19 protein-coding genes and 2 pseudogenes are annotated in these 19,842 nt (G+C 67.1%); 9 read left to right on the forward strand and 12 right to left on the reverse strand.

The window, feature by feature from the left end; translation table 11 throughout:
* Positions 1 to 4: 4 nt before the first annotated feature.
* Positions 5 to 940 carry a DUF5655 domain-containing protein gene (locus OG792_RS20895; protein WP_329101385.1) on the forward strand — a complete coding sequence of 312 codons (936 nt, stop codon included), beginning with the start codon at positions 5 to 7 and terminating at the stop codon, positions 938 to 940.
* Positions 941 to 1,133: 193 nt separating this feature from the next.
* Here OG792_RS20895 and OG792_RS20900 read toward each other — a convergent pair whose 3' ends face one another.
* Together OG792_RS20900 and OG792_RS20905 are read right to left on the reverse strand one after the other, a co-directional pair.
* Positions 1,134 to 1,490, reverse strand: a complete 357-nt coding sequence (locus OG792_RS20900) for a hypothetical protein (protein ID WP_329101386.1) — start codon at positions 1,488 to 1,490, stop codon at positions 1,134 to 1,136.
* A gap of 236 nt (positions 1,491 to 1,726) precedes the next feature.
* Positions 1,727 to 4,774 carry an AfsR/SARP family transcriptional regulator gene (locus OG792_RS20905; RefSeq protein WP_329101388.1) on the reverse strand — a complete coding sequence of 1,016 codons (3,048 nt, stop codon included), beginning with the start codon at positions 4,772 to 4,774 and terminating at the stop codon, positions 1,727 to 1,729.
* 152 nt (positions 4,775 to 4,926) lie between these two features.
* Between OG792_RS20905 and OG792_RS20910 the strand changes: the two genes are divergently transcribed.
* Entirely contained in the window at positions 4,927 to 5,958 is a 1,032-nt protein-coding gene (locus tag OG792_RS20910; protein ID WP_329101389.1) for a hypothetical protein, read from the forward strand.
* A gap of 92 nt (positions 5,959 to 6,050) precedes the next feature.
* Positions 6,051 to 7,277, forward strand: coding sequence for a hypothetical protein (locus OG792_RS20915; protein WP_329101391.1), 1,227 nt, complete (start codon positions 6,051 to 6,053; stop codon positions 7,275 to 7,277).
* Positions 7,278 to 7,564: 287 nt separating this feature from the next.
* Here the strand turns inward: OG792_RS20915 and OG792_RS20920 are convergent, their stop codons facing one another.
* Entirely contained in the window at positions 7,565 to 7,924 is a 360-nt protein-coding gene (locus OG792_RS20920; RefSeq protein WP_329101393.1) for a hypothetical protein, read from the reverse strand.
* Positions 7,925 to 8,308: 384 nt separating this feature from the next.
* Here OG792_RS20920 and OG792_RS20925 point away from each other — a divergent pair, with 384 nt between their 5' ends.
* Complete coding sequence (locus OG792_RS20925) at positions 8,309 to 8,713, forward strand: ATP-binding cassette domain-containing protein (RefSeq protein ID WP_329101395.1); 405 nt, start codon at positions 8,309 to 8,311, stop codon at positions 8,711 to 8,713.
* A gap of 124 nt (positions 8,714 to 8,837) precedes the next feature.
* Here OG792_RS20925 and OG792_RS20930 read toward each other — a convergent pair whose 3' ends face one another.
* The 6 genes and pseudogenes from OG792_RS20930 to sigJ all read right to left on the reverse strand — a co-directional run bounded on the left by OG792_RS20930 (position 8,838) and on the right by sigJ (position 13,152).
* Positions 8,838 to 9,206, reverse strand: a complete 369-nt coding sequence (locus OG792_RS20930; RefSeq protein ID WP_329101397.1) for a DoxX family protein — start codon at positions 9,204 to 9,206, stop codon at positions 8,838 to 8,840.
* A gap of 184 nt (positions 9,207 to 9,390) precedes the next feature.
* Positions 9,391 to 9,621, reverse strand: a pseudogene (locus tag OG792_RS20935) (hypothetical protein); the annotation flags it as partial.
* A 280-nt stretch (positions 9,622 to 9,901) separates the two neighbouring features.
* A complete protein-coding gene (locus tag OG792_RS20940; RefSeq protein ID WP_329101399.1) occupies positions 9,902 to 10,600 on the reverse strand; it encodes an MMPL family transporter in 699 nt (232 codons plus the stop codon).
* Between the two features lie 374 nt (positions 10,601 to 10,974).
* A pseudogene (locus tag OG792_RS20945) lies at positions 10,975 to 12,015 on the reverse strand (MMPL family transporter); the annotation flags it as partial.
* 16 nt (positions 12,016 to 12,031) lie between these two features.
* Positions 12,032 to 12,232: a hypothetical protein gene (locus OG792_RS20950; protein ID WP_329101401.1), complete on the reverse strand. Its 201-nt coding sequence runs from the start codon at positions 12,230 to 12,232 to the stop codon at positions 12,032 to 12,034.
* Complete coding sequence (gene sigJ / locus OG792_RS20955; RefSeq protein WP_329101403.1) at positions 12,211 to 13,152, reverse strand: RNA polymerase sigma factor SigJ; 942 nt, start codon at positions 13,150 to 13,152, stop codon at positions 12,211 to 12,213. The genes OG792_RS20950 and sigJ overlap by 22 nt, the downstream gene beginning before the upstream one ends.
* Positions 13,153 to 13,481: 329 nt before the next feature.
* Between sigJ and OG792_RS20960 the strand changes: the two genes are divergently transcribed.
* Positions 13,482 to 14,144, forward strand: a complete 663-nt coding sequence (locus OG792_RS20960; RefSeq protein ID WP_329101405.1) for a DoxX family protein — start codon at positions 13,482 to 13,484, stop codon at positions 14,142 to 14,144.
* 192 nt (positions 14,145 to 14,336) lie between these two features.
* Here the strand turns inward: OG792_RS20960 and OG792_RS20965 are convergent, their stop codons facing one another.
* From OG792_RS20965 to OG792_RS20975, 3 genes are read right to left on the reverse strand one after another with little or no spacing between them, the layout of a single operon-like run.
* Positions 14,337 to 14,627 (reverse strand): hypothetical protein, encoded by a 291-nt coding sequence (locus OG792_RS20965; RefSeq protein ID WP_329101407.1) that lies wholly within the window; start codon positions 14,625 to 14,627, stop codon positions 14,337 to 14,339.
* 50 nt (positions 14,628 to 14,677) lie between these two features.
* A complete protein-coding gene (locus tag OG792_RS20970) occupies positions 14,678 to 16,240 on the reverse strand; it encodes an OmpA family protein (protein ID WP_329101408.1) in 1,563 nt (520 codons plus the stop codon).
* Entirely contained in the window at positions 16,237 to 17,193 is a 957-nt protein-coding gene (locus tag OG792_RS20975; RefSeq protein ID WP_329101410.1) for a hypothetical protein, read from the reverse strand. Before OG792_RS20975 ends, OG792_RS20970 begins: the two co-directional genes overlap by 4 nt.
* Before the next feature lie 152 nt (positions 17,194 to 17,345).
* Between OG792_RS20975 and OG792_RS20980 the strand changes: the two genes are divergently transcribed.
* Genes OG792_RS20980 through OG792_RS20995 form a run of 4 tightly spaced genes read left to right on the forward strand, consistent with a single transcriptional unit; the run spans position 17,346 to position 19,808 of the window.
* Positions 17,346 to 17,795 carry a hypothetical protein gene (locus tag OG792_RS20980; protein ID WP_329101412.1) on the forward strand — a complete coding sequence of 150 codons (450 nt, stop codon included), beginning with the start codon at positions 17,346 to 17,348 and terminating at the stop codon, positions 17,793 to 17,795.
* 22 nt (positions 17,796 to 17,817) lie between these two features.
* A complete protein-coding gene (locus OG792_RS20985; protein WP_329101414.1) occupies positions 17,818 to 18,357 on the forward strand; it encodes a TetR/AcrR family transcriptional regulator in 540 nt (179 codons plus the stop codon).
* A 45-nt stretch (positions 18,358 to 18,402) separates the two neighbouring features.
* Complete coding sequence (locus tag OG792_RS20990; RefSeq protein WP_329101416.1) at positions 18,403 to 18,762, forward strand: transposase; 360 nt, start codon at positions 18,403 to 18,405, stop codon at positions 18,760 to 18,762.
* Entirely contained in the window at positions 18,759 to 19,808 is a 1,050-nt protein-coding gene (locus OG792_RS20995; protein ID WP_329101418.1) for an IS3 family transposase, read from the forward strand. The genes OG792_RS20990 and OG792_RS20995 overlap by 4 nt, the downstream gene beginning before the upstream one ends.
* Positions 19,809 to 19,842: the final 34 nt, after the last annotated feature.

Genomic DNA, 19,842 nt, shown 5'->3' on the forward strand with positions numbered 1-19,842 from the left:
CGAATTGAGCGACCTCAAGCTCTTCCGCATCGACAGCGGTGTGGCCGCGGAGTTGACGAACAGCGCCATGGTGCTGGAGAGGCACCTGCAGACGTTGCTCGAGCGAAACATGGAGACGTTGTTCGGCGTGCGCTTTCTGGCCTCGGAGTACTCCACGGGAGCCCGCCACGGCGGTCGCGTCGACTCGCTGGGCATCGACGAAAACGGCTCGCCAGTGAACTTTGAGTACAAGAGGTCACGCGACGAAAACGTCATCAATCAGGGACTGTTCTACCTGGACTGGCTGTTGGACCATCAAGGCGAGTTCGCACTACTTGTACAGCGACGACTGGGGGCGGCGTCCGCAGCCGAGATCGATTGGAGCAACCCACGGCTCGTCTGCGTGGCGCAGGACTTCACCCGCTACGACGAGCATGCGGTGCAGCAGATCAACCGAGCGATCGAACTCGTGCGATACCGCGACTACGGTGGCCAATTGCTCGCGCTGGAACTCGTGACAGCGGTGGCCGGCAAGCCGTTGCGTCAACCGAGTGAGCGGACTCAGGCTGCCAGCGACAACCGCACACGATCGGGACCAACCCAGGACAAGACAGTAAGCCAATACCTGGAGAAGGCACCAGAGTCCCTCGCGAACCTCTTCGCCGACCTCGACGCCACGCTCAACGCGTTCGGAGACGACGTGCAGCGCATCACCCGCAAGAACTACTTCGCCTACCGGCGGCTGCGCAACTTCGCGTGCGTCGAGGTCCATCCGCGCGACCACTGCCTACTCGTGTACGCCAAGGTAGACCCCAGTACCGTCGCGCTTGAAGACGGCTTCACCCGTGACGTTCGCTCCATCGGTCACTTCGGCACGGGCGACCTAGAGATCCGCATCCGCGACCAAGCGGACCTCGAACGCGCCAGCGACCTGCTCCTGCACAGTTACCAGGACAACTGAACCATCCGGGCCCGGCTTGAACCCGGGCACCGCGCACGCCCACAACCACATGGACACCTGTTGAATTGATGCGCGTGATGGGTGCCGACGTCGCGGGATCACGCATGGCTGGCCCGCGTCGCGGGCCAGCCATGTTTAGTTCTGCGTTCGGTTCGGTGGCCATTGGAAGCCGAGCTGTTGTGCGGCTTCCTGGCTACCGCCGGCTAGCGGCGTCGAAGGTGAACGCCGGCAGGGAGAGGTCGGAGGTGTCCGGGTTGCGCCAGCCGCGCCACACAACCTCGTCGCCGCATCGCTGGATCGTGACGTAGAGCGCGCCGCAGCAGCCCTCGGTGCAGTCGGCCTCGGCCAGCCGCACCTCGTGCGGCTCGACGCCGGCGTGGAGCCGATGGTCGAGACCAAGCAGGTACTCGGGCGGCTCGGCGGGGCCGGCGGTGAACGCCTCCACAACGATAGGTCGGTCGTCGATGAAGATCCTCGTCTCGACGGTGCCGGAATACTCAGGGTCGGCTACCGCGACCCGGATCGAGACTCGGTTGGTCGCTTTGTCCACGGTGTTCCCTGCCGGTTGCGGCCACCGGTTTGTTGATCGAGCCAGACAGCCCAGTGCGCTCGGCGGTAGTTGCAAAGACGAGCGGTTGCGGCCGATTGGCCGGCGCGAGTGTGGCCGCCTGCGATACAGCCGCGAGATGCCGGCTGAGGTGAGTGACTCGCGATGACGGCAGTGCTTTCGCGGCTATCCAGGTACTCCGGTCGCACTCCCACGATGGCTGGCTGCCGCTGAAGCGATCAGGGACGGTGCGACCCGACTGGGAGTGCGTCTCCGTTCCGCCTGGCCCTCGCCTCGGCGAGCGTGCGCAGTGCGCGGGCCTCGACAAGTCGATACCCGGCACGATCAGCGACCTCGACGGCACGCACGGCTCGGGCCATGGACTCCTCGAGGTCGCCGAGGGTCAGCAGCGCCTCGGCCGAACCTCGCAACGCGTCGGCCTCACACCAGTGAAAGCTGGTCGACCGCGCGATCTCCAGGGCTCGGCTGTGGTGGTCCGCGGCTTGTGCGGCCAGGCCCAGCCGCAGGCAAACGTCACCGAGTGCGTTGAGCGTCCACGCCTCGGTGCCGTGGTCACCGATCTGCCTGGTCAGCTCGACTGCCGCACGCGCGTCCGCGTGAGTCTGCTCCGAAGGACCGGTCTGGCAGTGCAGCAGTGCGCGGCCGGACAGCGCGGTCGCCTCGCCGTAGTGATATCCGAGCTCACGGTTGGCGGACAGCGCCCGGGCATAGAACTCCTCGGCCGCGTCCCGGTTGCCGAGGTCCCGGTGCACGTTCCCGAGGTCGACGAGCAGGACCGCGACGCTGTAGCGCGCGCCTTGCCGCTCTCCCAGTTCGAGAGCCCGACCGAAGTGGTCGAGCGACTGGTCCAGCATGCCCAGTTGCCAATAGCTGAAGCCGAGGTTCGCGAGTGCCATGGCGATGCCGGAACCGTTGCCCAACTGCCATTGAAGGTCCAGCGAACGCAGCCCGCAGTCGATCGACGCCTGGGGGTTGCCGAGACGCTGATGCACCGCGCTGAGATTGTTCAGCACGGCGGCGCGGCCTTCGTGCCAGCCGTCGGCCGCGTTTCGCCGCAGCGCGCTGTCGAGATGCTCCTGCGCTTCGGCGTAGCGGCCCATGTTGACGTAGGCGAGCGCGATGCTCTGGTGCATCGCGGCCTGCGCCCGTTCGTCACCCTCGGCGCGGGCCGCCTCCAGTGCCACCGATGCCACGCTGACCCACTCCGCGCGGTGACCGCGGTGGTGGAAGTAGGCGCGCAGGGCGTCGGCAATGTGCCAGGCCAGCGGTCGCGGGCCGCGGGCCGCCGCCTGGTTGACCGCGGCGGCGAGGTTCGGCCACTCGGCGTCGAGCCACGCGAGAGCGCTGGTGTTGTCCGGGAAGCTGATCCCGTCCGGCGCCTCTCGCGGCAGCCGGAGGAAGTGCGGGATGAGCTGTTTGCCCGCCGCGTCAGCCGTGTGCAGGTAATGGTTCAGGACGAGTCCGCGCGCGTTTTCGCGCTCGATCGCCGTGTCTTCGACCAGCGCCCGGTCGACCGCGTACTGTCGGAGCAGGTCGTGGAACCGGTAGCGCCCGCGTTCGTGCTGCTCGATCAGGTGCGCCGCAGCCAGCGCCTTCATCAGGCGGTCCGTCCGAACCGGCGGCAGCCCGGCAGCCACGTTCGCCGGCAGCGCGGTGAACGTCGGTCCCGGCATCAGCCCGAGGCGGCGGAACAGCAGCCGAGGCTCCGCTGCGAGCGCCTCGTAGGACGAGGCGAACGCCCTCGTCACGGCACTCTCCTCGGCACCGTCCACAGTCAGGTCGGCTAACAGGTCGCCGTCGGAGAGCTCCTCCACCAACCCGGTGATCTCGGCCTTCGGTACGGCGACGATGTTGGCCACCGCGATTCGCAGGGCGAGCGGCAGGTGACCGCAGAGATGCGCCAGCTTCGCGGCGGCTGCGGCTTCGGCGGCGACCGGGTCGACACCGAGCGCGGCCTCCAGCAGCCGGCGCGAGTCGGCAGCGGTGAGCACGGACAGCGACAGCGGCTGCGCCCCAGTGCGGGCGATCAGCTCACCGAGCCGCTGCCTGCTGGTGAGGATGACCGTGCCCGCCGGTGGGATCAGCGCGTTGACCTGGGCGGCGTCACGCACGTTGTCCAGCACCAGCAGGACGCGTTCGTCGGCCAGCAGCGAGCGGAAGAACGCGACCCGGCCATCCATATCCGCCGGGATCAGCCGGGGATCGGCCCCGAGACCGCTGAGTAGTTGGAGAAGCCCTGCTTCCGCACTGAGCGGGTCATGCTCGGCGTCGAAGCCACGGAGGTCGAGGTAGAGCTGCCCACCGGGGAACTTCGCTCGGTTGCGGTGGGCCCAGTGGATGGCGAGCGCCGTCTTGCCGACGCCGGCGGTGCCACTGATCACCCAGATTTTCGGGCCTGGCGAGGGGTGCAGTCCGGCGTCGAGCCGGGCGAGTTCTTCCGCGCGTCCGGCGAATCCTTGGGGGTCGTGCGGTAGCTGCGCCGGGCGTACCGGCTCGGGTGGTGCTGTGTTCTGGGTTTTCGCGGTCGGATCCAGGGCCGGGTCCGCGCGCAGGATCGCAGACTCCAGCCTCACCAGCTCTGGTGCAGGATCGAGGCCGAGGTCGCCGGCCAGTCGCGTCCGCAGTGTTTGGTAGACGTCGAGCGCGGCGGCGGTCCGGCCGTCGCGGTGCAGGGCCAGCATGAGTTGGCCCACGAGCCGCTGCCGCAGCGGGTGGTCGGCCACGAGACCGGTGAGCTCGGCCAGCAGCCCTCGGCCGTCGCCCAGCCGCAGGTGGGCGTCCATTCGGTCTTCCAGCGCGGTCCATCGGGCTTCACGGAGGTGGCCGCACAGGCGTTCGGCGACTTCCGTGGAGGCCACACCCGCGAGGGCCTCGCCTCGCCAGAGGGCGAGGGCCTGGTCGAACAGTTCGACCGCTCGCTCGTCGTCGGAGGAACGCGCCGCGAGGATCAGGTCCGTGAACCGATGTGCATCGATCAAGAGCGGATCCACCTGCACGGCGTAGCCGGCTCCACGGCCGACGATGGCGGTCCCGTCGTCGGCCTGCCGAAGCGCCGCACGGAGCCGGGACACGAGCGTCTGGATCGAGGCTCGTGCGGACGCGGGCGCCTCCTCGTCCCAGACGAGGTCGATCAGCCGGTCCAGCGGCACCAGCCGGTTGGGCTCCAGCAGCAGCACGGCGAGCACGAGGCGCTGCTGACGCGAACCGAGATCTATCCGTTTCCCGCCCGCCCACGCCTCGACGGCACCCAGAATCCGGAACTCCACCACGCTAACCCCCCGCTTGTCTGCCGTTCGCCATTATGCCGCAATCGATTAGTCGTGATCGATTCGCGAGCCGGGTGGGCGAATGCATGACTTTTGCAAGCGCGTCACGTGACGGTGGCCAGACCCGCCAACCAACTGACAGGAGCCGATACGTGCGAAAGATCCTCAGCGTGATGGTGGCCGTGCTCTCGGTCGTCGTGTTCGCGGCGACCGTCGCGCATGCCGACGACGGGCCGGTGACCCGGGTGACGCTGACCAGCGCGAACAGTTTCCACTCGCGGGTCGAGGAGCGACTGTTGAGCAGAACGGTCACCCTCGCGGCCGGAGAGTCCCGGCATGTGCGCGGACGCCTCCAGGCGACCAGCAGTGTGCCGCAGATCGTGTCGATGAACAACACCCTGAAGTGTGTGAACTCGGCCGGCACCGTCGTCGGCACCACGTCGACGTCCTCGCGGAACCACGAGGGCTCGGACACCACCTACTACGCCAGGCCCGGGCACCTGCCGATCTACGCCGACCTGCTCTTCACCGCGCCGTCGGCGGGCGCCTACACCTGCGGCCTGTACGGGTACACGGCCTCCACCTCACTTACCGGCTACTACCTGACCGCCGTCGCGACCGACACGTGGCTGGAGGTCAGCGACACCCACCAGGCGGGTGCGCGGTGGTGGCAGAACCCGGCGTGCAGCAGCACCGGCACGTCGAGCACCTGCACTTACGTCGGCGCCGGCACGTCCACAGCATGGGTGTTCTACGACGACGGCACCCCGGTCCACAAGTGGACCGCCGCCGCCGGCGCGACCTCGGTGCAGGCTCTGGCCAACCTGGAGCTGACCACCTGCTACACGGGCACCGCGTCGTGCAAGAGCGCCATCGACGCGTATGAGCAGCCGCGTGGGACCAACGCCGTGGTCGACGTACGTTTCGAGTTCATCCAACTCGACCCGACCGCACACACCTGCCGCACGACGAGCACCGCGACCTCGCGCAAGACGATCCGTGACGACGCCCATCACTACGTCGCGAACTTCTCGCTCACCGGCATCCCGATCGATCCGACCTGCGGGACCCGGACCTTCATCATGCGGATCTTCGTCAAGCACGTCTCCGGCAACCCGATCAAGATCGACGGCGAGCAGAGTACGACGTCGTTGACGAACGGCATCGCCATGAACATCTTCTGACCTGCCCCGCAGATGGACTGCATGTCATTTGCAAGCGCGCGACCCTACGGTGCACACGTTCCCCCACCCGTTCGGATCAACCAGGAGGCCCTATGCGCAGACGGAGTGTGCTCGCGAGTTGCGTGCTCGTAGCCGTCGTGGGCACGACGTCAGCCGCCCAAGCAAAACCACCCACAAGTGAAGCGGAGAAGCTCGGCACCGTCGGCTTCGCCGCGAGCGTAGACACCGAGGCGATGAACGCGCAATACCACCGTCTGGTGGCGATGGCGGCCGCCTATCCGGACGGCTCAGGAAGCACGTACTTCGACGAGGCCACCGGGCAGCTCGTCGTCAGGTACGTGGAGAACCGGAACGGCGCCCTATGGCGCGCGCAGGGCAGGACGATGCGCGCCATCGCCGGGGACGTGCCGATCCGGTACGAGGCGACAAAGATCTCCTCGGCCCGCCTGGCGAAGGCAACCAAGAGCTTGGACGAGTCCCGCGATTGGGCGGGCGAGCTGGCCGGGATGGTGCATCAGGTTCGTCTCGACGAACTCGCCGACCAGATCGTCATCGAGGCCGCCGGCGAGGCGGAGAAGCTCGCCGCAGCGGCGAACCGGGCCACCGGAATCACCCCGCGGGTCACCGTGTCACGGAGCGGTCCGACCCGGCAGACCCGCCGATCGGACTCGGCGCCCTACTACGGCGGCATGGCGCTCTGGGGCAGCAGCGTCGGCAACCCGTCCACCGCCTACGCCGACTGCACGACCGGATTCCGGATGACGCGCGGCGGGACCAACAGCAATTGGGTCACCACCGCGGGGCACTGCGGCGACAACGGCGACCAGTTCTGGCATCCCGGCGGCTGGGCGGTCCGGATCAGCTCGGACTACGAGAGTTCAGGCACGGACGTCGCGATACTCGCCCCACTCGGCGAGCGGTACTTCAGCCGCTACTCGTGGTTCGGCGAACAGAACACCTCGACCGCGAATCCGGTTTCCGGGAAGAACACCACCTGGCCGGCTGTCGGCTCAGCGGTCTACGTCTCCGGATCCAACGGTGGGCTCGTCTACGGGCGGGTGACGTCGAACAACGACGACTGCTACGGCGAACGAATGGTGGCGATCGACACCGACACCGGGCACGCCCAGGACGGCGCCACGCTCGGTGGTGACTCCGGGGCCCCGGTGACCAGGTGGAACACCGCCACCTCGGCCACCAACGATCTCGCCGCAGTGGGCAGTCACGCCTGCGGCAACGGGGTCGACGCCTCATGGTTCGTGCCGATCCACCGCGTCGAAACGGCGACCGACGCCGTCGTGGTGGTCGGCGGCAACTGACAGTCCCCGGCACGCGGGCGACCCCAGGCCGCCGGCGTGCCGGATGCACGCCGATCCCAAGTCTCGACACCGGCTTCGAGACGGGCGCCGACGACGTCAGATCGCCGAGGTGGAGGCGCTGGTCCTCCAGAATGGTGATCCGCCGTTGCTCGACCAGCTCGGCAGCTGTCTCGATGCCGGTCAGTCCGGCGCCGACGACGGTGACCGGAGGTCGAGGGGCAGCTCGTCCAGCGTGGCGCGCATCCGCTGCGCGGACTCCCGCTCGGCGATGGCGACGGCGACCTCGGTCACGCCGGGCAACCGAAGTTGGTACCGCAAGCGCTGCCCACAAGGTAGACACGGAAGCCGTAGTCGAGGTCGCGACCCGAGGCGAGCCGGGCCGTGCGGGCCGCAGCGTCGATGCGCGTGGCGCTCTCGACGACGAGTCCGATTCCCTCGGCCAGCAGCGATCCGTAGTCGGCGGTCGCATCCCCGGTGCCGACCACGAACTGGTGGAGCCGCATGCGCTCGATGAACTTCAGACGGCGGTTGACGAGGGCGACGTCTACGTCGTCGCGCTTGCGTAACCGGTTTGCCGCGAGCGTGCCGGCGTAACCGCCGACGACGACCACGACCTTGCGGACGGTGGGCCCAACACGCGTGGACATTGGAGAGGTTCCCTTCGCGATCTCGACACTTGGACGCGCTCCCCGCTGGTGGGATTGCGAGTAGCAGCGCGGCTCCAAACAGCGAGCCGCCAATCAGCCCGCAGCTGCGATAGTTGATGGACATCGCTCACTCTTGCGATAGCGCGACACAGAGAAATGTGAGGCGAGGTGGCTCACAGTTCGCTGCGATGTCTTGTCGATTCGCTGAGAGCAAAACGCGACCGAGGGAGTGCGAGACCATGACCGACCAGTTCGAGCAGGGGCCGCGGTCCCCTCGAGCCGAGCTTGAGCGAGGTCATGCATTCGCCGCCGAAATGGACGCCCGCGACTATAAGACCGAAATGCCAGGGTCCCGATCCAGACGGAGATGATCGACAACGGCGGATGCTATGTCCGGGCCTCGGCCCGCCTTCAACGCGAAGTCTCGGCCGTACGTACGCGGGGCGCCGGCGGTTCCTGAACCGGTCGGATGGTGAGGTCACCGCACTGGACACAGTCGACCCGCGCATCGACGAGGGCGAGCTGCACGGGCTGCTCGGTCCGAACGGCGCGTGGAAGACCACATTGTGCAAGATCCTGTCCCCGGTGCTGACGCCGTCCTCAGATTCGGTCGAGATCTTCGGGCTGGACGTGGTACGCGACGCGAAGCGGTTGCGTCCGTTGATCGGCATCGTGATGGGCGGCGAACGCGGCCTGTACCACAAGCTGACGGCGCGTGAGTATCTGCGGTACTGGGCGGCGCTCTACAATGTCGACTCCCCCACCGCCGTCCGCCGGCGCAGGACGTAGGCGAGCGCGGCGAAGTAGACGGCGAACAGCGTCAGCCGGTACTTACGGGTGAATTGCACCACGGCGTTATGCACAACCGCACGGACCCTCAGCCCCTGCACCGCCAAGGCCGATCGGCGATTGATCAGGCGATCGTCGATGCGAAATGCCCCACGGCGGCGACGGCGAGGACGAGGAAGACCGCGGGAAACGCGATGTTGTGGAACACCCGCGCGCGGGCGTGAGCCAGGATCGCGCCGACGAAGAACAGGACGAGGCCGACGGCCGCGGCCAATCCGACGGGATGTACGCCGAGAAGGCCGAGCACCAGACCGATGACGCCGGCCCCCTCGACCACCGCAAGGTAGGGGATCCACCGCGCGGACAGCCCGACCTCGGCGCAGTTGCGCATCACGAAGTCCGCCTTGATCACCTTGGCGGACACCTCGATGGCGTTGGCGAGGGCGCAAAGGATGGTCGCGACGACCAGGACGCCCTCCAGTACGGCGATCATGACGCGCGCCGGCGCGATCGAGAAATCGGTAAACTCATAGGTGCCTCCACGTGCGCGGGTTCATCAGGTTGTGGTCTCTCGCCCCTTCTGACGCCCGGCACGCATGAAAGGTGACCAGACGTGGAACTCGTCGAACACTTCGAGGCTTCGAGGGCCCGACTTGATGTCGTTGGCCTATCGCATCGTCGGCTCGCGTGCCTTTGTCCGCCGGATGCAGCCCGGTGCCGGGCTCGTCGAGGACGAAGATGATGCCGCTCAGTTCGGTGCTGAGCTGCGCGGCGAGCCGGGTCCGCTGCAACTCACCCCCGGACAGTGTCGCCGCGCTCCGGGACAATTGGAGATGGGCCAGGCCGAGCCGGTCGAGGATTCCGAGCCTGCGACCGAGGTCCTGCGGAGGTGCGCGGCGGAGCGGGAGAGGGAGTCGTCAAGGAGGGCCTGAAGCTCTTTGAGTTCTTCTGGAGTTTCGCGCACGGAGTTCCTCACCTTCCTATCCGTCCATGGTGTCGGTCCACGTGGACCGTCGACGCCGGCCCGATGAACCCATCCTCAATCCGAATCCTGACACCTTGTGTCACATATCCTCATCCATCTTGCGGATGCCACCGGAACGCCGCGGCAGGGGTGGCTTCCCGAGCAGCGTCACACCCGGAACCGGACCTCCCGGCCGGCGCCAGAGGGCCGGGGCCGGACGGATGTCACCCGCCCGTGCCCGCGAGGGCGGGTTCGGGGTTGGATCCGCCCGTCGCCGGCAGGGGCTCGTGGTGCTTGGACAGTTTGCTGGGCCACCACATCCATCGATCAACCTCCACTGTTAGCGCGGTGACCAGGACCGAGCGGACGATTATGGTGTCCAGCAGCACGCCAAACGCCACCGCGAACCCCAGCTGCGTCGCGAAGACCAACGGCAGTGATCCCAGCGCCGCGAAGGTACCGGCCAGGACCAGACCGGCGGAGGTGATCACACCGCCGGTGGCGGACAGTCCGGCCCGCGCTCCGTATCGGGTGCCGTGCAGCTGTGCCTCTTCCCGTACCCGGCTGACCAGGAAGATGTTGTAGTCGATGCCTAGGGCGACCAGGAACACGAACACCAGGAGTGGGAAATTCGCGTCCGCCCCGGCGAAGTCGAACACATGGTTGAACACCAACGCGCTCACGCCGAGGGCCGCTCCGAGCGACAGCACCACCGTTGCCATGAGCAGCAGCGGTGCGACGATCGCCCGTAGCAGCAGCGCGAGGATGAGGAAGACAACGATCAGCACGACGGGGATGATCACCTTGGCGTCGCGGGCGGCCGACTGTTGTGTGTCGAGTGCGATCGCCGTGCTGCCGCCAAGCCGCGCATCCGCACCCTCGATCTTGTGGACCCCGGTCCTGGCCTGCTCGACGGTGCGCATCGCGGCCTTGCTGCCGGGCGCGTCCTCGAGCGTCCCGAGAACGAAGACGTCACCATCCTTGCCATAGGTGCCGCGACGTCGGCGATCCCTGGGATGCCTGACAGCACGGTCCTGACCTGCTCCGCCGTGGCGGCCTTGGCCACGACGTAGATGGGGTCACCCGACCCGGCCGGAAAGTGCCTGGACTGGATCTCCTCGCCGACGACCGCCTGCGGCTCGCTGGTGAACTGGCCCTTGCTCGGGATCCCATCGGCCTTGAGCTCCGTCATCCCGATCGCCATGACACCGAGGACGAGCGCGGTGGCGACCCACACGATCCGCGGGTGGCTGGAGATGGCGGTGCCGATCCGCGTCCAGATGCTGTCCTTGGCCGTCCCGACCGAGCCGTACGACGGCTTCACCGGCCAGAATATCCAGCGGCCGCAGATGACCAGCAGGGCCGGCATGAGGGTGAGCATGGCAAGCAGCCCGACGACGATACCGATGGCACAGGCCGGGCCGAGGCCTTTTGTGGAGTTGAGAGTGGCCATCAGCAGCACCAACAGGCTGACAGCGACGGTCGCTGCACTGGCGATGATCGCGGGGCTGGAGCGGTACAGGGCTTCCGCCATCGCCTCGTGCCGGTCCTCGTGTCGCCGCAACTCTTCCCGGTACCGGGAGATGAGCAGTAGCGCGTAGTCGGTGGCGGCACCGAACACCAGCACGGTCAGAATGAGGCTGGTCTGCGTGTTGACGACGAGTCCGGCGTTCTTTGCTAGCAGGTAGATCACCGCTTCCGCCGTGACCAGGGCACCGCCCGCGCTCAGCAGCGGCAGTAGTGGCAGCAACGGGCTGCGGTAGGTGAACAGCAGGATGACCACCACTACCAAAGCCGTGATCATCCCCAGGGCGCCTCCTCCGCTGAAGGCCGTTATCGAGTCGGATGCGTAGCCGGCAGGCCCCGTGACGTGGAACCCGAGACCGTCGGCGTTTTGCTCGCCGATCGCGGTCATCTCGTCGACGACCCTGTGGGCGCCGTCCCAGCCCTCATTACCGTCGTCAACCTGGACCACGGTCTGGATCGCCTTGCCGTCCTGGGACGGCAATGGGCCCTGTGGCTGCCCTACGACCCTCTCGATGCCCTTGAAGGCATCGGCGTCGGCGTGGGCCTTGGCTATGTCGGCAGGGGTGACGCCCTCGGGCCGGTCGTAAATCGCGATCGCGGGCAGGGTCTCGGCGGGCTGGAACTTTTTGGCCTGGTCGAGGACCTTGGTCGCCTCTGCGTTGCTGGGCAGCCAGGCCGAGTTGTCGTTTTTCTCAACGTCGCCCAGGTTGCCGGCCAGCAGGAAGGCCGGCACCATCAGCGCGACCCAGATGGCCACGATTGCCCATTTCGCAATCCTGCCACTGGGCAAGGTCATTACTTTCCGCAACATGGGGATTCCTCAGTGCTCAGTCGACGTGAGAACGCTTGTAGGGATTCCTGACGGCATCGATTCCGTATACCTGGCCGCAGGCCGGAATGAGGTCGAGGACGACGCCGGCGAGGGGGGTGTCGCCGTCGGCGAACAGCAGCGCGCCGTTGACGTTGCGGTAGACGACGTTGAGAGCCGGGCCGAAGCGGGGAGCCCTTACAGGCGTCCCACCGTCCACGGCCGCAGCTTGTCAGGGTGGCGTACCGCCCAGATGCGCTTGATCCGGTCGCCTACGACCTCGAAGGCGTACACCGATACGGTGACGCCGTCCTGCTGGGCGATCAGGCCGGGTTGGCCGTTGACCGTACGCTCCAGAATCGTCAGGTTCCGAAGTCTGCCCTCGAGGTGGATCAGGGAGCGGCCGATCTGCTCGGCGCCTTCGATCGGGTGGAGCACGGCGCCGACAATGCCGCCGCCGTCGGCGATCGCCGTGGCGTTGGGGTCGAGGAGGCCGATGAGGGCGTCGATGTCCTTGGCTTCCCATGCCTGTTTGAAATTCCTGACGATGTCGGCGCGTGGGGCTGTCGAGGTCGCGCGGGTCTGTGCCACGCGAACGCGACGGCGGGCCGAGGAAGCCAACTGGCGGCACGCCGCAGGGGTACGGCCGACAATGTCGCCAACTTCCGCGAAGGAGTAGCGGAAGACGTCGTGCAGGATGAACGCGACGCGCTCGGCCGGGGTCATCGATTCGAGTACGACGAGGAAGGCCATGTTGATCGATTCGTCGAGGGTGATGCGGTCGGCCGGGTCGATGGTGTTGGCGTCGGACCGTCCACTGATCCACTCTGTGGGTTCGGGTAGCGGCTCGGGGATCCATTCGCCCACGTAGGTCTCCCGCCTGACCCGTGCCGAGGAGAGCACGTTGAGGCAGATCCGGCTGGCGACCTTGGTCAACCAGGCGCCGGGGGATCGGATCGCCTCCTGCTGTTGGTGGGACATGGCGTACCAGCGGGCATAGGTCTCTTGGACGGCATCTTCGGCGTCGGTCAGGGAGCCGAGGAGCCGGTAGGCGAGATTGATCAGCTGACGCCGTTCGTTCATGACCGCAGTCAGGCCCGGATCGGATCGGACATGTCCTGGCTCGGTTCGTCTGGTCATGGTGTCGCCGACTCCCTTTGGTCGCATCTGCCCTCACTTGGTTCGACAAGACAGCACACCGAACTGTGAGGTTCGCGCGTCGCCTCACATTCCGAGGCGCCCTGTTGTCGTACCACTGAGACGAACACCCCACCCGGCGGGCCAAAATCGCAGTGAGACCGTGACGGTTCCCCCCCGTCCTGGCGATCGCAACTGACCGGAACCCTGGCCCGTCCCGACGGCACCGACTACACCGCCGGCGTGGACAGCTGCTTCCGGCCCCGGCTGTGTACTTCCATTGCGAGCCGGCAATTTCCGACACATCAGACCGATTTGACGAGGCGAGTGAGATGCGAACTGAAGCGACCAGAAAGTTCCAGGAAGCGACCGACGAGAAGTCGGCCACCGTCACACGAAGCGGCTGGACCTGGAGCCGGATCCGCCCCATCGCCTTTTGGGCCACGACGTTTGTAATCGTTTTCGAGTTGGCTGCTGGATCGGTGTGGAACCTGCTGACGATTGAATGGGTGGAAGTGCAGTTGCACCACCTGGGGTACCCTCACTTCTTCGCCTACATTCTCGGCGCGTGGCAGGCCGGCGCGGCCGTCGCGATCATCGCGCCCGGGCTCCCGCTGCTCAAGGAATGGGCGTACGTGGGCGCCTTCTTCCTGTGGTCGGGTGCCGTGGCGTCGCATCTGGCAGTCGGTGACGGTCTCAAGTCGTGGTGGGTGCCGTTGATGTTCGGCACGTGCGCCATCGCGTCGTGGGTGCTGAGGTCAGCCGACCGCCGGCTTCCGGAGACTCGGCTCCGTCGGGCCCGCCCTGCCGACGCTGGACCGGATGGGGTCGGGCCGTTGGAGATCCGTCCTCGCGCTTGGGCAACCCGTCCTCGCGCTTGGATTGTCCCGATCGGACTCATCGTTGTCCTGTATGCCGTCTCGTTCCTGACGCTGCCCGTGATGGAAGACGTCATGCGCGAGCAGGCAGTTGAGCTCGGCTGGATCGACAGGTAACGAGTAGGCCTCGACGTTGCGCGACGGTTCCTCGCCCGGTCGTGGGCGCGCGACATCCGTGTCGGAACCGTTCAGGGCGCTAGGTGATGCCACGGCCGGTAGATCGCCCAGCACCCCGCAGTGCCGTGGAAGACCACGCCTGCACTGGAAGACGGTCACGAATCTGCCCCGTCACCCGTCAACCAGTGCATATCAAAGGAGACGACCATGACTCACCGCCTGTTGGTACTCGGCGCCGGGTACGCGGGCCTCGGCGCCGCCAGGCGCGCCGCCCGCCGGCTGCGCCGCACCGACGTCGAGGTGACGCTGATCAACGCCACCGACCGATTCGTGGAACGAATCCGGTTGCACCAGCGCGCCGCAGGGCAGGCCCTGCGAGACCGGTCGCTGCGAACCATGCTGGACGGTGCCGATGTGAAACTCGTCGTGGCCCGGGTCACCGCCATCGACGTCGACGCCAGGATCGTCCGACCTGATGGTCAACAGGGTGGCGGCCCTGATGGGTTGAAATGGGCAGGCAGCGCGGGATGCCGTTACTGGACGGGGACCTGGAGGTCGCGGAACGGGCCGATCTTGACCTTGAGGGCGTCGGCGGTGTCGGGCAGGGCGAAGAGGTTCCAGAACTCGCGGGTTTGGCCCGGTGGGAACTTCTCGGTGCTGATGCGGACGCCGGAGGCGGCTGTGCATGCGCAGTAGAAGTCCACACCGTCGTCGGTGGGGACCTCGATGCGGCCGGGCAGGTACCGGCGGCGGGCCGCGAGGTCGGTCACGCGGACGTTGGTGGCGGCCTGGTATTTGTACGCCTCCCAGTCCTGAGCGTGGTGTAGGTCTCTGAACCAGGCGTCGGACGAGCCCTCATTCGTGATCTTGTAGGTGAGCAGGCCGAGGCCTCCGGGTAGCCGGCGCAGGCCGGTGACCTCCATCGCGATGGGCTGACCGTCGGCCTTGGTGCTGCCGGTCAGGTCGGTCGCGCCGGTGGTGGTCGTGGCCACCGGTTCCTGGGCAGCGGGTTGAGGTTTGGGGAAGGTCACCGTGACGCGGCGATTGCGGCGTTTTCCCTCGTCGCTGTCGTTGCTGTAGAGCGGGCGGCGTGAGCCGTACCCCTCGGTCTGGAAGCGGACCCCTCCTCTGGTCAGCAGCGCCGACAGGGCGTGTTGTACTGCCTGGGCGCGGCGCAGCGACAGTGGGTCGTTGATGGCGTCGGTGCCGGAGGAGTCGGCGTGGCCCGCCACCGTCACCACCGTGGCGGGCGAGGCGTCGATGAGCTTCACCGTGCGGGCCATGACCGACCTGGCATTGGGGGTGAGGGTGGCCTTGTCCACCGCGAACAGCACGTCGGCGGAGAGGTTGACCTGCAGGTCCTTGCCGTCGTCGGCGGTCTCCTCCGACTTGTCCAGTGATTCGGAGGGGAGGATGAGGCGGCGGGTGACCGGGGTGACGGGTTCGGCATCGGGGTCGGGAAAATCACCGGCCGGAGCTTCGTCGCTGATGGGCACGTCGAGCATCGGCGGGCCCACTGGCGTGACGACGACGGTCCTCGCGGGGTTGCCCGACGGCGCGGGCAGCACCGCGTAGACGGTGATCGACCGGCCGGGGTCGATGAACTGGCCGAGGCCGTCGCGGTCCCGGCCACTGCACAGGCAGGGGGAGCCGGCGGGTTTGTACGGCAGGAGCCAGGTGCGGGCCTGCGCGTCAAGGATGCCGATGCCGGAGGCCCACTTGATCTCGCCGAGCGGGCGCGTGTGGTCGCCCATCTCGCCAGCCCAGGACAGACGCTTCTCCGTGCCGGTGTTGGACAGGCGAATCTGAGCGATGAGGTGCCTGCCCTTGACGCGGTTGAGGCCGATGACCTCGACCTTCAGGTTCTCGGTCATGGTGCTGCGGGTTTCGGCCAGGGCCGTGCCGGTGTTGGCGGTGGCGGTGGCGGTGGCGGTGGCGGTGGCGGACGGAGTGTTGGAGGCGGGCGGCGACGGAGAGTCCTTATTCGGCGGTCCCCCGCACCCGACCATTGCCAGGGTGAGTACGGCGCTCAGGGCCAGCCTCCGGCTAGACATGGGGGAGGCGTCCTGACATCGGAAATGACGGAGCTTGGTCATGATCCTCGTTTGCGGTCGATGCGGTTGGTCGCGAGTGGACCCAGGGTGGCGCAGCAGGTTGCAGCGCACGCGGTTGTTCGGATCGGGCGGCGTCCGTTGTTCCGGCCTATGCCCGGCTCCTGGCTTTCAACCTTGGTCTCACCACACGCATTGGACGAAGCTCCACCCCGTTTTGTGACAGCCACGAGCCACGACCACCTCCGCGCCGGGACTATCCAGGGTGAAGGTTGCCGGCGCATCCTGTAGCGCTCAGCGGGCATTCGATGACGCTGTGCAGCGAGGCGAGCTGTTGCGCGGGGCACCCGCGGCCTGATCCACTCGGGTGGCCAGTCTTCCAGATCCTCCGTCTCCACACCGTCGACGATCACCGTGTAGAGCATCTTCGCCGGAAAATCGTTGACCCGGACGGTCAACTCGTGGCCGCCCGCCACCGCCCGGTACGGAGACTCCCCGTTGCCGGTGTGCGTCCAGACGATCCGGGTCGAGCCCAACGATGATGTGCCAGGGCGGGTATCGGCGGGTCGCGCCACTCCGGTCGCCACTGCCGGCGTATCCCCATCCGGCCGGGTAGCGCCCACCCGGCTCGACCGGCCGACGAGGAGCAGCCGTCGAAACCGGAGCAGCACCGCGACCAACCCGGCCACGCTCACAACGGCCAGGACGACTCGCATCCCGACGCTGCGCGTGCCCCCGACGGTTGCCGTGCCGTCGTCCGGGCCGGACACCGAGGCAGTCAGTCGGGTACCCGGATCGAGGCCGCCAGCATGGTCAAACGTCACGGGCTGTAGTCGCAGCTCAGCGTCGTCCGAGGTAAAGAGGCCCTGGCAGGAATGGGTATCACTGCGCTGGCCGAAGGTAAGGAATCCGCATCGTATCGCGATCTCATGGGCGCCGACGGCGACGCAGTCGGCGACCGCGTGGTCGACTACCGGCTGGTTGAGGATCGGCAGCATGCACTTGTTGATCGTCTTGGCGATGGGAAGGACCTGCTGCCCATGTCGGCGACAGCGATCACGGCCCTCACTTGCTCACCTCTCGGTTGACGAGGCTAACGTTGTTAGCTTACGGTCTGGCTAACGATGTTAGCCAAACCGCGGGAGGGTTTATGATCACCAGCAGTTCCACGGTGTCGACCTCGTCGGCGCGGTCGCCGCGAGTTGGTCGCGATCGGATCGCAAGGATCATGTTGTGGCTTGCCGCCGCCGGCGCCGCCGGCGCCGCGCTCACCGCGGCCGGCACGGTTTGGGACGCCGATGGCGGGACCAAAGTCGTCGAGACCTGGCGAGCCTACGGCCTCGCCGTCTTTGCGGGCTTGTTCCTGCTGCTTGCGCTGGCGCCGCGCAGCTACCGAGGCGTGTGGGAGCTGGTGATCTTCCACAAGGTCGCGCTCACGGTGACCGCCTTGCTCTACGCCGCTCACGGCGGTATCGCAGACACCGCAACCATCGTCGGTTGGGATGGCACCGTCTCGGTGCTCCTCATCGGCGCCTACGTGTTGAGTCGCGGTTGGACGTCGTCCCCGGACTGGCGCGGCACCACCCAGCGCGCCGGATGACGGCGCCGGTAGCGATCCCGGCATGTCCGAGGCGCTGGTGAACCGCCGCGCCGAGGTGGTCGACGCGGCCGAGCGGATCCTGGAACGTGAAGGCCCAGAGGCTGTGACCATGCGGCGCCTCGCCGACGAACTGCGGATCCAGGCACCGTCGCTGTACAAACACATCGCCGGCAAGACCGAGATCGAAGCCGCGCTGCAACAGCGCGCACTGAAACGGCTCGGCGCTGTGCTGGCCGGGGCCAGCGCCGACCTAGCCACGCTCGTCGCCGCCTACCGGCGATGGGCACTTGAGCACCCTCGCCTCTACGAGCTCAGTGCCCGCCATCCCCTGGATCGTCCACGTCTCGCGCCCGGCGTCGAGGCCGCAGCGGCCGCGCCACTGTTGAAAATCACCGGCGGCAACATCGCAGCCGCGCGTGCCATCTGGGGCCTCGCACACGGCCTTGTCGATCTTGAGCTGGCCAACCGATTCCCACCCAACGCCGATCTCGACGCGGCCTGGGCACACGCGATCAACGCGTTCGCCATCTATTGCACACCACAGCCCGAAGGAAACCCGTGACACACGCACCTCTCTAGCCATGCCGAACTGAGCCACCCCGTTTTCATGGAGCTTCTTGATCATGGTCTGATGACCTTGGGGAGAAAGTTTCTGTGGCAGCACCGAAGAAGTACCCCCGATGAGCTACGTCAGCGTGCTGTGCGTTTGTACCGCGAGTCGGACCCGACGCCGGTCATCCGGCGCCTGGCCGAGCAGCTTGGCGTGCATCACGAGGCGTTGCGGAACTGGATCCGCCAGGCCGAGGCCGACGCGGGCGAGCGGCACGACCGGCCCAGCAGCGACATGTTGGCCGAGAACCGGCGGCTGTTGAAGGAAACCGCGGAGCTACGTCGGGCGAATGAGATCCTGAAGGCGGCGAGCGCGTATTTCGCGGCGGAGCTCGACCCGACCCGGCGACGGTCATGAGGTTCATCCACGAACACCGTGACCAGTTCGCGGTCGCGCTCCTGCTACGGGTCCTCAACATCGGCACATCCACCTACTACGCCTGGGTCAAGCAGGTCGAACAGCCCTGCGACCGGGACCTGGTCGACCTGGGCCTGATCCCCAACATCCACGAGATATGGACCACGTCCGGGCACACCTACGGCGCGGACCGGGTGCACCGGCAGCTACGCCGCGACGGCATCCACGTGGGCCGTAAGCGGGTCGAGCGGTTGATGGCCGACCAGGGTTGGCAGGGCGCGTTCCTGCGTCGACGCTGGCGCGGCGGCTCCACGAAGCAGGACCCGAAGGCGACGCCGGCGCCGGATCTGGTCAACCGGCAGTTCACCGCGACCGGGCCGAACCGGCTCTGGGTCGCCGACGCCACCCGCATCCCCTGCGCATCAGAGAGTGGTTCGGGAGCATATGTCGCGCGGATCGTCACGGCAGACGTCGTCGTCACACCTGGTACGACCGGCCCGTACCTCGCTAGTCTGCGATGCAGGACTAGCGAGAACAGTGAGAATATGGAACGACCAACTGGGGCAGTGGCGGAGCTGGCCGAACAGCGCGGCTACGGTTCGCATGTCGTGACGACGGTGCTGGCCGACATCGGCTCCGGGTGCCTGAGCGTCATCGCGCCCTTCGTCCTGGTACTCGTCGGCACCGGGCTGCTCGTCGCCGACGGTGGACCGGTGACGACTGCGGTCGGCATTGCTCTGATTGTTCTTGCACCCGTGGTCGCCTTCCTCTTCTGGCGGGCGTACGGCCGGACCTGGGCGCGAGCACCCAGGTTGTACTGCTTCGAAGCCGGCTTCATTCTTGGCGGGAACGGACAGCTGCGGCCATATGCGTGGAACGAGGTGGATGTGCGGAAGTGGTCGAAGACCCATCTTGTAGGACAGGGGCAGAGCCCCCAGACCTTCGCCTACCTCGACGTGCGCACAAAGGAGGGCGAATTGCTGGTTACTCTGGGTGAGGCGAACCATCTCCGAGAGGTTGCAGAGTTGGCGGCACGCGTTTCGTAGCCGACCTGCTTGCGGCGAGGTGCGAACGCCGTCG

The organism is Micromonospora sp. NBC_01699 (genome assembly GCF_036250065.1).
In the GTDB taxonomy this organism is placed as follows: Bacteria; Actinomycetota; Actinomycetes; order Mycobacteriales; family Micromonosporaceae; genus Micromonospora_G.